The organism is Leptospira alexanderi serovar Manhao 3 str. L 60 (genome assembly GCF_000243815.2).
In the GTDB taxonomy this organism is placed as follows: domain Bacteria; phylum Spirochaetota; class Leptospiria; order Leptospirales; family Leptospiraceae; genus Leptospira; species Leptospira alexanderi.
Genome location: NZ_AHMT02000002.1, coordinates 70,001 through 84,263 on the forward strand (window position 1 = coordinate 70,001; position 14,263 = coordinate 84,263).

General features: G+C 39.0%; 9 protein-coding genes and 2 pseudogenes (1 of these 11 only partly in view). 5 read left to right on the forward strand and 6 right to left on the reverse strand.

The annotated features are described in order from the left end of the window. A protein-coding gene (locus tag LEP1GSC062_RS01140) for an RNA polymerase sigma factor (protein WP_020983147.1) crosses the window boundary here: on the reverse strand, nt 1-10 show its beginning. 539 nt of this gene lie to the left of the window's left edge; 10 of the gene's 549 nt are visible here — the first part of the coding sequence; it begins with the start codon at nt 8-10; its stop codon lies beyond the left edge, outside the window. Between the two features lie 217 nt (nt 11-227). Between LEP1GSC062_RS01140 and LEP1GSC062_RS01145 the strand changes: the two genes are divergently transcribed. Further along, nucleotides 228-1,217 (forward strand): LA_0442/LA_0875 N-terminal domain-containing protein, encoded by a 990-nt coding sequence (locus LEP1GSC062_RS01145; protein WP_010577306.1) that lies wholly within the window; start codon nt 228-230, stop codon nt 1,215-1,217. Between the two features lie 553 nt (nt 1,218-1,770). On the opposite strand, the gene LEP1GSC062_RS01150 is transcribed toward LEP1GSC062_RS01145, so the two are convergent. Beyond that, nucleotides 1,771-3,789 carry a hypothetical protein gene (locus LEP1GSC062_RS01150; protein WP_020983140.1) on the reverse strand — a complete coding sequence of 673 codons (2,019 nt, stop codon included), beginning with the start codon at nt 3,787-3,789 and terminating at the stop codon, nt 1,771-1,773. 298 nt (nt 3,790-4,087) lie between these two features. On the opposite strand from LEP1GSC062_RS01150, the gene gpmI reads away from it, so the two are divergent. Beyond that, entirely contained in the window at nt 4,088-5,728 is a 1,641-nt protein-coding gene (gpmI, locus tag LEP1GSC062_RS01155) for a 2,3-bisphosphoglycerate-independent phosphoglycerate mutase (protein WP_020983143.1), read from the forward strand. Between the two features lie 743 nt (nt 5,729-6,471). On the opposite strand, the pseudogene LEP1GSC062_RS01160 reads toward gpmI, so the two are convergent. Then, nucleotides 6,472-7,566, reverse strand: a pseudogene (locus tag LEP1GSC062_RS01160) (IS110 family RNA-guided transposase). Between the two features lie 234 nt (nt 7,567-7,800). Here LEP1GSC062_RS01160 and LEP1GSC062_RS01165 point away from each other — a divergent pair. Then, nucleotides 7,801-7,980: pseudogene (locus tag LEP1GSC062_RS01165) on the forward strand (IS5/IS1182 family transposase); the annotation flags it as partial. Nucleotides 7,981-8,059: 79 nt separating this feature from the next. Here the strand turns inward: LEP1GSC062_RS01165 and LEP1GSC062_RS01170 are convergent. Then, nucleotides 8,060-9,916 (reverse strand): OmpA family protein, encoded by a 1,857-nt coding sequence (locus tag LEP1GSC062_RS01170; RefSeq protein ID WP_020983110.1) that lies wholly within the window; start codon nt 9,914-9,916, stop codon nt 8,060-8,062. Nucleotides 9,917-10,026: 110 nt separating this feature from the next. Between LEP1GSC062_RS01170 and LEP1GSC062_RS01175 the strand changes: the two genes are divergently transcribed. Next, nucleotides 10,027-11,661 carry an ABC-F family ATPase gene (locus tag LEP1GSC062_RS01175; protein ID WP_010577310.1) on the forward strand — a complete coding sequence of 545 codons (1,635 nt, stop codon included), beginning with the start codon at nt 10,027-10,029 and terminating at the stop codon, nt 11,659-11,661. A gap of 86 nt (nt 11,662-11,747) precedes the next feature. On the opposite strand, the gene rdgB is transcribed toward LEP1GSC062_RS01175, so the two are convergent. Both rdgB and LEP1GSC062_RS01185 read right to left on the reverse strand, forming a co-directional pair. Next, the gene (rdgB, locus tag LEP1GSC062_RS01180) at nt 11,748-12,338 is read right to left on the reverse strand and encodes an RdgB/HAM1 family non-canonical purine NTP pyrophosphatase (protein ID WP_010577311.1); all 591 of its coding nucleotides are present in this window, start codon (nt 12,336-12,338) and stop codon (nt 11,748-11,750) included. A gap of 7 nt (nt 12,339-12,345) precedes the next feature. Beyond that, entirely contained in the window at nt 12,346-12,684 is a 339-nt protein-coding gene (locus LEP1GSC062_RS01185; RefSeq protein ID WP_010577312.1) for an STAS domain-containing protein, read from the reverse strand. A 327-nt stretch (nt 12,685-13,011) separates the two neighbouring features. Between LEP1GSC062_RS01185 and LEP1GSC062_RS01190 the strand changes: the two genes are divergently transcribed. Further along, on the forward strand, nt 13,012-14,121 hold the full coding sequence (locus LEP1GSC062_RS01190; protein WP_020983152.1) for a catalase family protein: 1,110 nt from the start codon (nt 13,012-13,014) through the stop codon (nt 14,119-14,121). Nucleotides 14,122-14,263: the final 142 nt, after the last annotated feature.

Below are 14,263 nucleotides of genomic sequence, written 5' to 3' on the forward strand. Positions count from 1 at the left end.
TGTGTGCCACAGTAATGAAGGGTCGCTGATTCGTACTTGTTTTTTCAAGCAAAAAGATAATTTGTTGTATAAAAAGATAAATTCTAAAGTTTCGCGCGATTAAGAATCATAAAAATTCTTTCTATTCAATGAATTTAAACCCGATAAAGCTCACCAATTGTAATCTGAATGGAAATTTTACCTAACCGACTTTTATTTTTAGACTCAACAAAAGCTCTCATAATCCTATGCCTCGAATATCTAAACTTACAGCGCGTCCCAAAAAACCTGTTTACTTTGTCAGAAAGATCAAACTGGTAACTCAACGTCTCACTTCTATTAGCGCTCGACGGGTTCTGTCCCTGGCACTGCGATCCGTAGAAAGTAATGCCATTGAGTTTCTTTTGAGACAGGTTCTTATATCTTCTTCGGGAATTTTCGCTTTAATAATTCTGATTTCTTTACCGTTGTCGGCAAGCACGATCGTTCTTAAAAACGGAAAAACTCTTCAGGGTAAAATTGTAAACCAATCAAGAACCGAAGTTCACATAGAAATTAAAGGAAAAGTGCAGATCATTCCCAAAACCAAAATTTCCGAGATCAATTTGAAAGACACTAAAAAGGATGAGCCCAAAAAAGTCATTACTACGAAACTACTGCCACCCAAAACCGAACAAACAGCAATCCCATCCTCTTGGAAGGAAACGAAATGGACCATATCCGGTAGATCCGCAATTCTTCCTGGTTGGGGTCAATGGAAAATAGGACAAAAAAAATGGGCAGTGATCAGCTTTTTGTTGTTCGCTGGCGCGGCGTTATACGTCAATAATTGTAAAGAAAAAGCCTCGGCGGAAGAAAACAACTATAAATCCAATTCCACTGCGATCACTATTGTCGCCTTTATGGATCCAAATTTAAACCCGGTCAGTTCCGACGAAAGGGTTCGTACAACCACCTTAGTTACGAGAATTTTAACCACGGCCACAGCAACCAATCCTTATTTCAGCAACTATGATCGCGCGACATCCCAGTACAATCAAGCCCAATGGTTGTTAGGTGCGGTTTACGGGTTACAATTGATTCACGCATTTTTATTTGCTAAGAATTACGAAAAGATACAAACTTTACTTTTCGACTCAAATACCGAGGGATGGAAATTTTCAGCCGTTACTGTAAAAAATCCAATCAACGGATTTACAGAAATCACACCTACCGCTGTTTACACGGTTAAATTTTAATTTTCTTAAAAGATAAATCTTGTTTCGAGGAAAGATAAATTGTAAACATTCTTCTTTTTTATCAAAAATGTATTTTAGAACTGATATCAGAAATTTCTAGATTCATTAGGGTAATATACTTTTTTCTTAGAACCTATCCCCCCACAAATCTTAAGAAGAATCAGTCACGATCATTCCATAAGTTCATAATAAAACGGTGGTGAAGGTTTAGTCACCATAGGGATTAGGACTTTATACGTGTAAAGTCCTATCCACTACTGATCTCTACATAATAGAGTTTCCAAAATTCTGCCTCTAAACGGGGATTTGTGTTAAAACTGACGGTACTTCTTTATGTAGGGATCAGTAATTTCTAAAACCCTAGCATCTAAAACGCTCCAACATTTTTGTGAAACTCAGGCGTCTCGCTAGAAAATTATTCACCTTAATTTTTTCGAACGAAAACACATAAACTATAGATTCGTTCAAAAGTATTCTTTACTTTGTTTTAAAAGATCACTGAACAACATCATAAGTTATCTTTGAAATAACTTCTTGAAGTGATCAATTAGAATTATAGGGAAATTTTGTCTTTTCCTTTGATCTTTATAATTTCCTTTCGAAAATTTTCATAAGGATCTTCGTTTGAATTTACGGAAGCACCACTTTTAGTTCCTTTAGAAATTTCCGGCTTGGAAGAAAACCAAGAATCCAAATACTTTAAAGTTTTGGTAATTTTTTCCTTTTGAAAATCTTCCTCTTTGTTGCTCAATTTAAATTCTAAATTCTTCTTTTTTTCTGATAAGACTTTATGAATTTCTTTCGCCCTGAAACGAAAGGACTCGTCGTCCGGATAAATCAAAATCGAATCCGTTTTGTCTTTTGCAGGATCGGGATCCGATATCAGAATGAATTTATCACGCTCTATAATCTGATGAATCAATTCAGGGGAATATCCAGGAACTTCGTAAAGAATATCCTTCAACACTGGCGGAATATTTCTTTCAAAATAATACTGGTTGAGAGCTTCCGAAAGTTTGGATTTTTGTTCTAAAGATTTGATCTTTTCATCTTCTTTTAATTTTTCTTGGATTTCCTTTTGCTCCAATTTGAAAGCTATATCTCGATTTTTTGATTTGAAAAATGATTGTTCTGATCTAATTTTTTCTTTAGCCGCTTGAAAGAAAATATCCTGAATAAGTTTTGCAACTCCTACAAAATCCAAAATACCAAAATACCACGGAAAATACTTTACATATCCTTTTCGAAGAACCTTTCCGTAATTCTTTACAAATTCTTCGTCATTAAAAACGGTCCGTATGGCATCCTCGTTAAGTTCGATCAAATTACGAATACTTAATATCTTCCACGCATCTACATTAGCCGTCATTGTTAATGATTTTATAACAGACTTAACCGTTTCCACGTCGACTCTCATAAAAGAATGCATCGTAATTCCCTTTGTTTCCCAAGGCGAATAAGCGATATGTGAATCTTCCGTAAAAAGTTTTTTCAATCCAGCAGGATAGGTTTTAAATTCCTCATCGGGAATGAATAATACGAGTCTATCCCAGCGCCCGGTTTGTTTGGAAAGATGATCGGTCATCTCGTGAAAACGATTTCGAATCTGTTCTTGATACAAAATTTTGAGCGAACTTTCAACCTCTTCGCTTAAACTCTGTATCAGTTCGACTCCCATAAATTTACGCTTCGGTTTTCTTTCCGAATCGGATTCTATAACTTTCCCAATTGCTTTGGCCCTTTTTTTACCGAAGAGTGTCGTCGGAGTTGCGGATGGATCGTTTGTATGTATCCTTTCTTCATGAGAAATCGCGGCAAATGAATCCGACAAAGCCCATTTGTATTTAGGAAACACCTTTTTAAAATGGAATTCATCCACGAGTTCAAATAACATCTGAAGCTCTTTGATTTTTACGACCAAATATCCAAATTCCGGTATTTCCCTAATTCTCCCTTTTTTAATCAATCCATCCGTAATCTCAATCAACGTATCTTTTACATATTCGGGATTTAAGGGAATGCTAATATTCGGAGCCTGGAAAAAACTTTCAGGATTAAAGAAAAGTTTCAACTTTTGTATATTCTCGCCCTTAAAATCCGTTTCCAGATCTTCCCATAAGACTTCTTTTCCAAGCGGCGGTCTACTTTCCAAATACGATAAAATCGAATTGATGGAAAGATCAATCAAAGAAAGATAAATACGTGTGAGATCACCAGGCTCTGTATCCGTATAAGCGACGTAACAAGGTTTTAATTTTAAGTCGGATGTGGCAGGATCTATGTAAAAGTACGCGAATTGAAGAACGACTTCGTCTTCCAATAATCGTTTGATGTGAAACACCACTTCCGCAGTCGTAAGCTCGGAAGCCTCGGGAACTCTAGATTCTACTTGAAATAAATTTTGAGATTTAACGTTCTTATGGCTTGTCTGAGAAACGATCGCCTTATAAACGGAGTGCGTAAGTCGGTCGTTTAAATAATAACTAACTACTTCATTGATTTTTTTAACTTTTAAAAAGTTCTGCGTTTGATTTCCGCCACCAAACGCCTGATTTAAAACCGGTTTGCTCATCGCTTCTCCACTGTTTAAACTATTAGAATTATTTCCAGATTTTTCAAAAAGCTTTTCAGATGAAAAAATTTTACAACTCGTTCCAAACTCACGTTTTCCACTACAAAATCGACCTAAGACTGTAGAATTTGAACCACTTACACTACTTCGAATTCAATGAATAAGTCTTACTGAAAACCGGCCTTAGAATGAGTTCTTATTTTTCATTCGATTTAGGAAAGAAAAGCAAATTTCCAAGTTTTTTTCATATTTGAATCTCTTGACTTTCCGTATAGCCAGCTGATTCCATGAATCTAATATGAAGCTTTCAAAGAAATATACCTTTCGATCTAGAAAGGTTTTACTCGTTATCTTAGACGGCGTCGCTTATTCCCCTAAAGGTCCGGAGTTCGGAAATGCGATAGCGGGTGCTAAGCTTCCATTTTTAAATCAAGTCTGGAATCAATTTCCTACTCTCCACATCCAAGCTCACGGAAAATTTGTAGGTATGCCGTCCGATGAGGACATGGGAAACTCGGAAGTCGGGCACAATGTTCTCGGTTCGGGGCGAATTTTCGACCAAGGTGCCAAATTAGTTTCCAACTCAATTGCATCAGGAGATATTTTCCAAGGTCAGGCTTGGAAAGAAGTTATTGATAACATAAAGAAGAATAAATCCACCTTACATTTATTAGGTCTTTTTTCAGACGGAAACGTTCACGCCCATATTGATCATACAAAGGCGTTAATTTTACAGGCGATCTCCGAAAAAGTCACGAAAATTAGACTTCATATTCTTCTGGACGGAAGAGATGTTCCCGAGAAATCCGCATTAGATTATCTGAATCCTTTTGAAACCTGGCTGGGTTCTCTTAGAAAAAACGGAACTGATATTCGTATTGCTTCCGGAGGAGGGAGAATGACGATTACCATGGACCGTTACGAAGCGGATTGGTCCATGGTAGAAAGAGGCTGGGCAATTCACGTAAAAGGAGAAGGCAGAAAATTTTCCTCCGCCAAAGAAGCGATAGAAACGTTTCGTGCGGAAGATCCGAAAGTGATCGATCAATATCTTCCTTCTTTTGTAATTGTGGAAAACGGAAATCCCGTCGGTAAAATTCAAGACGGCGATTCTGTAGTTTTTACGAATTTCAGGGGAGATAGAGCGATCGAAATCTCTTTGGCGTTCACCGAAAAAAATTTCGATAAATTCAATCGCGGCCCTCTTCCTAATATTGTATATGCAGGAATTATGCAATACGACGGAGATCTAAAACTTCCGGAACGTTTTCTAGTCGCTCCTCCTGCGATCAATCGGACGTTAGGAGAATACATGGCCAACTCAGAAATAGCACAGTATGCGTTATCCGAAACACAAAAGTACGGACATGTGACGTATTTTTGGAATGGAAACAAAAGCGGTTATTTCGATCAAAATTCAGAAGAATATCGCGAAATCCAATCCGATGTGATTCCCTTCGATCAAAGTCCGGAAATGAAAGCCTTTCTGATCACGGAAGCTTTGGAAAAAGCCCTGAACGAAAACAAGCAAGACTTCTACCGAGTTAATTACGCCAATGGGGATATGGTGGGTCATACCGGAAATTATCCGGCCACAGTTCAAGCGATGGAATTTTTGGACGGCTGTTTGGAGCGCCTTTGGAAAGCATGCGAAAAACAGAATATTATCTTATTGATTACGGCCGATCACGGTAACGCGGACGAGATGTTTCAATTGGATAAAAAGGGAAACGTGGAAAAAAATTCTCAAGGGAAACCCATTCCTAAGACGAGCCACACGCTTAATCCAGTTCCTTTTTCCGTTCTAGATCCTGAAAGGAAAATCCGATTGAATTCGAATTTTCCCAATCCCGGTCTTGCAAATGTTGCGGCCACAATTTTAGACGTAATGGGATATGAAACCCCGGAAGGATATCATTCCTCCTTGATTCAAAATTAATACAAGGTCTACTCTTTCTTCAAAAAGATCCGCATTATTTTGCAGTATAATTTCCATGGAATATGCCGGATATTATGATTAAAATTTCCGAAAATCATAGATTAAAATTGTTTATAAAAATTTCGCTTTTTTCGGTGAAGTTGAATCTGCAAAAATTAGAATCACCTGAAAGATAAAACTGTAAAACTTATCCTCTCTTCCTAAATGGAAATCAAATACGATCATTTGTAGGATGGATGAGATCAGTAATTTAGATCCATCTCAAGTATGTAGGAACCTCTACGGGGTTTCAACAATAAAGTTCGTTCGAAAGTTCATAACCCACTATTTGTGGGCTCACGCGTTTTATTACAAACTTATCGGATCGTTTAGAAATATTTTTTTGACTCTGAGACCGGCTCTGATATGGCGCCCCCACCGGAGCAGTAAATATTTTTTCGCACTTTTATCATCAAATAGTTTAACTCGTTAGAGAAAAGCATTCGCGACGATTGATCAGACTGATATTCGCGGGTTGGATACCGCAGGATAATCTATACATCGGGAGCTGTTCTTAGTCTTAAAACAACTCAGCACTACCCTTCCTAAACTCAAATCTCGTTCCCGATGGGTCACGAGATAGGGCGCGTTGTAGATCAAATCTGCCAAGCAGAAATGCTTCAACACTGAGCCAACAAGTATTCCTCCTTTATCGTACATCTTCTCTAACGAATAAAACCATTTGATGAAACATTATTCTAACTCTAAGCTACTAGATTCATCGCTGCCCAAAGAAAACCGGATAGTTCTCTCGAAACTGCGGTTATCATTACCTGAGGAGTTTTTCCTCTTTGCTGTAAGTTGCGAAACTTCTTGTGTAATCTTAAGGAAGCTTTTTCGGCTAAAGCAACGACTAACGCAGGTTGTCCGACCCTCCTTGCAGTTACGATCTTACTTCCTGTTCCGGGAAAGCGATGCTGCCAAGCAGCTTCCGTCAAAATCCTTCTAAGTCTGGGACTTCCCGTTTTTGTAATCCCCGTTTGTTTTCTTTTGGAACCGCTGGAATATTCTCCGGGAACCAGTCCAAGAAAACTCATGAAAGAGCCTGCCGTTTTAAATCTCTTAAAGTCACAGACTTCGCAAAGTAAAAACATGGCAGTTAAGTAATCTACTCCTCGAAAACATCTTAAGATTCTCACTCGCTCTCGAAACGGTTCACTTTCTGCAATTTCTTGAATCTTTTGATCCATTGCTTTTAGATTCTCTTCCTGAACTTTCACTCAGCTGTAATAGTCGTTAAACGTTTCCTGAAGGATCTCATTTTCAAAATGAAGGTTATTCAACCATTTGTAATGACTGACAGTCCAATACTTTGTTGTCGAATATACATTTCCTTTTCTTAATAAAAACTTCATCAACCTTTGACGATTCCTTCCTAAATCCAAACGAAGACTGTCACGCGATCTTAAATAATCTCTTACTGCTTCCTCCTCTTCGCTCGGTATATGAATCGATTCTAAATCTCCACTTCGCAATAATCTCGCTAACTTGATCGCATCTCTTTTATCCGTTTTGATTTTGTCAGAACTTTGTCTTGGAATCTTGCCGGGTGCGACCAGAATACATTTTACCCCTAACGAATTTAAATATCTGTTAAGCGGGTAGCCCGTTACTCCCTCTTCGTAACAACAATGTATTTCGTTCCATTCCGATTTTAGTTTGTTTACGAATTTTTTGTTCTGAACCTCATTATGTTTTATCTGTTGTTCTTTCACCAGTTCCTTTGTATTGCTCGTTAAATACGCAATTCTGATCGTTTCTTTGTGGACATCCATTCCTACATATACTTTTCTTTTCACTTTAGTTCCTTCTGTTGGTTTTCTTGTTTTGTGGTAAATGCTTCGCATCTAACCCACGGTTTTCAAGCCCAGAAGGGGCGCCATTTTGTCTTCATACATTTCTTGATTTAGCCCACGTTTTCATATCCAGAAGCGCCATTTTTGTCTTACTGATCTCTACATAAAGGAGCACCGCCAATTTTAGCACGAATCCCCCGTTTAGACACGGAATTTTGGACACTCTATTATGTAGGGATGAGTAAGATGAGAATCAATTCAAGAATTCCGAATAAAACCAATGCTAAAAATCCCAAACGTCTATCGAAATTAAAACCGTTTCGCTGGATAATTGAAAGAACATTTGCTTGGTTGAATGCATTTCGTGCCGTTAAAACTTGTTGGGAATTCAAGGAAAAGAATTACTTCGCTTTTTGAATATTAGCATATTCGATTATTCTTTTCAGAATGGCTAAACGATAGTTTTAGGACAAACTCTTTGTAAATTAACGTATTCTCATTTCCTTTTGAGAATGGTAAAGTTCACCCTTCTATTTTTTCTACGCCCTTCTTCGGAGTCGTTCTTACTCAAAGGAACACTGTCTCCGAAACCTCGGGTCTTAATTCTTTCCATAGGAATTGAATGTTTTTCGGAAAGATATTCGGCGATCGCGATCGCACGTTTTTCGGAAAGAAGAAGATTATCCTTCTTCTTTCCGACGTTGTCCGTATGGCCTTCGATTTGAATTTTAATATCTGGATTTTCTTTCATAATCTCGGCGAGACGATTAAGTTCCGGCTCCGATTCCGGGACGATTCGAAAACTTTTGGATTCGAAAAATAAATTATTAATTTGAATTGTTCCGCGTTCTTGAATCGGGGGAAGTTGCAAAAGAACCTCCACTTTTTCAGAGAATTTTTTTTTGGAACTTAAATTCAAATTTTGTGATACAGGAAGATACCCCTTCTTCTGAGCGTAAAAGCCGTAATTTTCTCCGAAAGGAAGAATGATAGAGAAGTTTCCGGTGGAAGGATCGCTTTTTGTGCTTCCAATTTTCTCGTGAGACTTTAGAGATTCGTAATGTATATCGGCAGAGAGAGGATTTCCATCTGTGTCAGTCACCTTTCCATTTACAACCACTACTTTTTCGGGACGCATTTCCTTCGGAAGATAAGCCATAAACAACTGACCGTCTTTACTGATGTAAGCCCAGTCGCTGTTCGCGGGAATCGAAAAGAAATTTACACCTTTCAGGTTTTCCGAAACTTCGATTGGTTTGGTCCATTGATCCCAACCGTCTCCGATTCTTTTCGTCATATAAATGGAAATCTCTTTGTGTCCGTCGCTGGAAAAATAAAGAGTTCTATCATCGCTTGCTAAAAACGGAGCCATCTCTTCGTGATCCGTATTGATAACTTCGCCTAAATTTGTTCCCAAAGGAAAGGTTCCGTCGCTTAACATTTTACTCACATAAAGGTCTAATTTCCCCTTGGAATCCTTATGTTGGGAAGAATAGATCAAAATTCTTCCCGAAGAAGAAAGAGTGGAGCCCCCGAAAACTTCCTGGCTTGAATCGTTTTTCTTTCTGTAGAGATTATAAAAATCAGGAAACTTTAATATACTTGGCTTAGACCAGGAATCCTTTTCCTTAAAACTTTTATAAAGAGGAACCCTTCTCGTAATCTGCTTCGTTTTTTCGTCGTATTCTGCTCTAAGTTCCTCGATCTTTTTTCTGTATTCGTTGGAGTTCTTGGAGGAACGAGCCGCCAATTCTCCCTTTGCTTCGAAGTCTTTTCCGAGCTCGTCTAAAAGTTCTTTTTCACCGAACGTTCCGAAGACGAAAAGTTCGTTTCCCCCCGGCAATGCGGAAATGACGGCGGAAGGCATCTCATTGTTCAAAGGTGCGTTCATTTCTTTTCCGTCTTCCCAAAATCCTTTTTCGTCTAGTTTTGAATACCAGATCTTCTGAGTTCCCGATTTGCCACGTTTGATATAAGCGGTCCAGAAAAGATATTTCCCGTCCGGAGAAACAGTCGGATTGAATGCAAAAATATTATGATTTACGTAATCGGGAATTTTTTTAATCGTCCAAGGTTCGATCCCTTTCGAGTTGAGAAACGGATAGATCTCGTAACGAATCGGATTGCAAGTGGACCCCCTCATACTACAGAGAATTCTTACGGTTTTATCATTGAGTTTGGAAAGTTCCGAAGTAATCTCATTAGACTCGATTGGAATATATGCGTTTTCCGTACTGAGTAATTTTCCAAATTGAAGAATTTTTCCGATCCATAATTGATCCTCGGCCTGAAGACCGGTTAGAAATGGAAAACTCAGGATCAAAGGGAGAACGGATTGAAGTTTAGAACGCATATGTTTTCAACTTCGGTAAAATTTCGAAAGTCCTTAATTCTACTTTTTCTTGGCAAAAAACCCTATCTTGAAAATCATGGTCATGATTCTTCCCTGGCAGGTATTCTCAAATGATCAGCACTTCCGGATTGACCCTAAACTTTGGTAAAAAAGTTCTTTTTGAGAACGTTACGGTAAAGTTTAAGGAAAACTGCAGATACGGACTGATCGGAGCGAATGGTTCCGGTAAGTCAACGTTTATGAAAATTCTCGCGGGAATAGAACAAGGCGCCAACGGTTCCGTTTCGATCGATGCGGGAATAAAAGTCGGATACTTGAAACAGGATCACTTCGAATATGAAAACGAAACCGTACTCAATACGGTCATTATGGGAAACAAGGAACTTTGGGAAGTTTCTCAAGAAAGGGACGCAATTTACTCAAAACCGGAAATGTCGGATGAAGACGGAATGCGCGTTTCCGAACTCGAAGAAAAATACGGAGAACTCGGAGGCTACGAGGCGGAAAGTACTGCCGGAGAACTTTTGGAAGGACTAGGAATTCCCACAACGAGTCATACCCAAACTCTTGCGTTTTTAACCGGAGGTTTTAAACTCCGCGTTCTTTTGGCTCAAGTATTATTTCAAAAGCCGGACGTTCTTCTTTTAGACGAGCCTACCAACCACTTGGATATCAAGACGATTCACTGGCTGGAGGAATTCTTAACCAACTATCGCGGAGTTGTTATCGTAATTTCTCACGACCGTCACTTTATCAATTCGATTGCGACTCATATAGCGGATTTGGATTATCAATCTCTTACGGTTTATCCTGGCAATTACGACGATTATATGGAAGCCTCTACGATGGCTCGCGAAAGGCTACTCGACGAAAACAAGCGTAAGAAAGAAAAAATCGCCGAACTTCAAGACTTCGTAAACCGTTTTAGCGCGAATGCAAGTAAATCGAAACAAGCGACCTCCAGACAAAAACAAATCGAAAAGATCAAACTCGATGATATCAAACCTTCATCCAGAGTTTCTCCTTACATTCGTTTTAAGATGAAAAAACCTCTCGGCAAGGATGTGATCATAGCGGAAAATATTTCAAAGTCCTACGACAGACCCATCTTCAAGGATTTTACGATCAACATCACCAAAGGGGAAAAGATTGCGATCATCGGAACTAACGGCGTCGGAAAAACGACGCTCTTAAAAACACTAATGAAACAGATCGAGCCCGATGCGGGAAAGGTCGCGATTGGAGATTCGGTTACGTCTTCCGTTTTTCCACAGGATCACAGAGAAGGTATATTAGAAGATGCTGATACTCTTGTAGAGTGGCTCTACAGATACGCCGATCCCGGAACCGAGATGGAGGAGATCCGTGCTATTTTAGGGAGAATGTTATTTAGCGGAGATATGGCTAAAAAACCCACGAATGTTCTTTCCGGAGGAGAAAAGTCCAGGTTGATCATCGGAAGAATGATTATCTCCGGAGACAATCTTTTAGCTCTTGACGAACCTACCAATCACTTGGATTTGGAAACGATTGAAGCGCTAAACTACGCCTTATCCATATTTGAAGGAACCGTAATTTTTGTTTCACACGATCGGGAATTTGTGTCTTCGCTCGCGACTCGCGTGATCGAAGTTTCCACCGAAGGAATCCGTGATTTCAAAGGAACTTACGAAGACTTTTTGGAAAGAGAAGGCGCGGAATTCTACAAACGTTTATCCGGCGGCCCGGTTCTTGCGGAAAGTTGACAGAGATTTGCTTATATCTTTGCGGACAAAGCGGATTCGCGTTAGAAAATACTAAGAGTCTTTTGGATAAATTATGAAAGATGCTTTTACGATTTCGTTTTTAAGAATTTTAAAAATCCTTCCAAAGCCTTTTTTCTATGGGAAACAGAATTTTTTTCCGCTTCCGGAACCTGTGAAAAAGGCTTTTGAAAGGGGGGATAAATAAAAATAGGATCATATCCGAAACCGTACATTCCGATTCTATCATATTCTTCCGAAATGTTTCCTTCACATCTGCCTTCAAAACTTTGTTCGGTGGTTTCGTCTACGTAAGCGATAACACAAGTGTAATGTGCTCTACGATCCGAATTTTCTTTCATTTTTTCCAAAAGGAGAAGGGCACGATCCTCGTCTTTTAGACCAGGACCTCCGAATCTCGCGGAATAAATCCCCGGTTCTCCTCCAAGCGCTGAGACGCAGATTCCGGAATCGTCCGCAATGGAAGGAAGTTTCGTCAAACGAAACAATTCTCTCGCTTTAATGAGAGCATTTTCCGCAAATGTAAAACCGGTTTCTTCGACGCTAAAAGAAATTCTCAAATCATTAGGAGTAAGGATCTGAATTCCTAACTCGGAAAGGATAAAACCAACTTCCCTTACTTTGTGCTGATTGTTTGTGGCAAGGACGATTTGCTTCAAGAAAAGATCAGCGATTCAGCTTAAATTCGTCGAACGCGTCTTCGATATTGGGAACTATTTTAAAAACCTTATCCAACATCGTGATCTCAAAAAGCTGTAAAAGGTCCTCGTCATTGACTACAATGATGATATCACCTTCCGCACTTTTAAATTTCTTTTTATAAGAAACAATGATCCCTAGCGCGGTAGAACAGATATGATTCACTTCCGTCAAATCGATGATAATCTTCGGACTTGGATCGAAATTGTGCTCACTTAAGCTTCGGTCCAATTCTTCGCTGTCTGATTGAAGAATGGATCCTGCAATTTTTATGATATGAATATCGTCTTGTACGGTTATTTCCATGGTTGTCCCGTTACTTCTGTGGCTGTTTGAATTTTGTTTTTCAACAAAAAAACGAAATTTGAATCGGATTTTTGATGCGTTTTTTGAAAATTCAGCTTTTTCCTATGCCCCTTGAAAGAAAAAATCTTCAATTTTTACAAAGTTTTACCTTCTTTTCATTCTCATTTTATCAAATTTTAAATCTAAAAAGCCGATTCTTTCCTTTCCAACTTCCCTCTCTGAGAAAATAAAAACACTGAATTATCATTCCTCAAAAATAAAAGAGAAGAATTTTTCTAAAGTTCATGATTCGATCCTTGAATCCTTTGAATCAACCGGGGTGTAATGATGGGAAAAAAAATCGGATATATAACGCTTGGGATTTTCCTTTTACTCCTGCTACTCTATCGAGTGGGACAAGGACCCAGAGTTAAAATCCCGAAGGATCTAAAACCAGGAGAGGAATTTACCTTTCCGGGAGAAGAAAAAACAACAGAAGACACACTCGCACTTTTAATTTCCTCCCTCAAAGAAAAATATCCCCAAGGTAGCGAAACAAAGCGGGACGCACATCCGTTTGCACACGGTTGTGTCAAAGCGAGTTTCACAGTATCCTCTTCTATTCCCGAAGAATTCAAATTCGGAATATTCAATTCTTCTAAAACATATTCAGCTTGGATTCGTTTTTCAAACGGTTCCATTACAAAAAAACCGGATCTGGAAGGAGATATTCGAGGAATGGGAATCAAGCTCTTGGCGATCGACGGTCCCAAATTGGCGACAGACGAAAAACGAACCCAGGATTTTTTACTGATCAATCATCCCGTTCTGCCCGCGGGTGCACCGGACGAATATCTGGCCTTGTTTAAAGCGGCGTTCGTAAAACGACCAATGTCCTATTTTTTCGGGGGAATGCCTTGGAACTGGAAATTGACCGCCTTGAAAGAAGCTGTTTCCATTCGAAGAAAAAAAATTCCAGATGTTTTGGAAATCCGCTATTGGAGTACAACTCCGTATCGTTTAGGAAAAGACTCCAATGCAGTAAAGTATTCCGTAAAACCTTGCGAAACAAAAAACCTCGAGGTTCCGGAAAATCCCACGGACGATTATCTGCGTCAAGTGATGATTTCTCATCTCAAAGAGAAATCCGCTTGTTTCGAATTTATGATTCAGAAACAGGAAAATCCGATTTCAATGCCAATCGAAGACCCAGCGGTTCACTGGAACGAAAACGATTCTCCGTTTGTTCCGGTTGCTAAGTTAGAAATTCCTATACAAGAATTTGCAACATCAGAAAGGGATCGTTTTTGTGAAAATCTTTCGTTGAATCCTTGGCATTCCTTACCGGAACATCGTCCCCTAGGAGGAATCAACCGTGTTAGAAAAGTTGCATATGAAGCGATTGCAAAGTATAGACACGAGCAAAACGGAATAAAACAAATCGAGCCGATCGAATGATGCCGAACTTCTCATACAAAACACATTCTTAAATTCGAATTTATTCATAAGAAGAAAAGAGGAATTTATAACACCGATTTTCCGACGTAAACGATGTAGGTGTTAATTAGAAGCTATCTCAAAAATACTTTATCTTTGCTTA